The sequence below is a fragment of the Streptomyces katrae genome (assembly GCF_000966975.1).
Classification (GTDB): Bacteria; Actinomycetota; Actinomycetes; order Streptomycetales; family Streptomycetaceae; genus Streptomyces; species Streptomyces katrae.
Genome location: NZ_JZWV01001233.1, coordinates 1 through 425, shown reverse-complemented (window position 1 = coordinate 425; position 425 = coordinate 1). Strand labels below are relative to the sequence as shown.

1 pseudogene is annotated in these 425 nt (G+C 79.1%); it reads left to right on the top strand.

Going from position 1 to position 425, the window contains the following annotated elements:
- Positions 1–425 (top strand): annotated as a pseudogene (locus VR44_RS35480) (serine protease); the annotation flags it as partial.

The following is a 425-nucleotide window of genomic DNA, read 5'->3' as shown; positions in this document are numbered from 1 at the left end:
GTCCTGGACACCCCCGAGGAGATGCCGCCCGCGCTGGCGCACCGCCTCGCGCCGTGGACGGTGTCCACCGCCGCGTGGCTGTGCGGTACCGGGGCCCGGCTGGTGGTCGCGGCCCGGCCCGAGTACTGGGAGCGGGCCGGCACCTTCTACCCGCCGGAGCTGCTGCACACCCCCGCCCGCCCCGCCCGGCGGCTGCCGCCCGCGCTGCCCGTCGGCGACCTCACCCCGGCGGAGGCGGACACGGCCCGGGCCCGCCTGGGCATCCCGGCGGACGCGCTACGGGAGGCGGACGCGCGCCACCCCCTCACCCTGAGCCTGCTCGCGGGAATCCGAGCCGCCGGGGTCAGGGAGGGCCGCCCGACCCGCGACGAGGTCTTCACGGCCCACCTGGACCTCCTCTGCCTCCGCACGGCCCTGCGCATCAC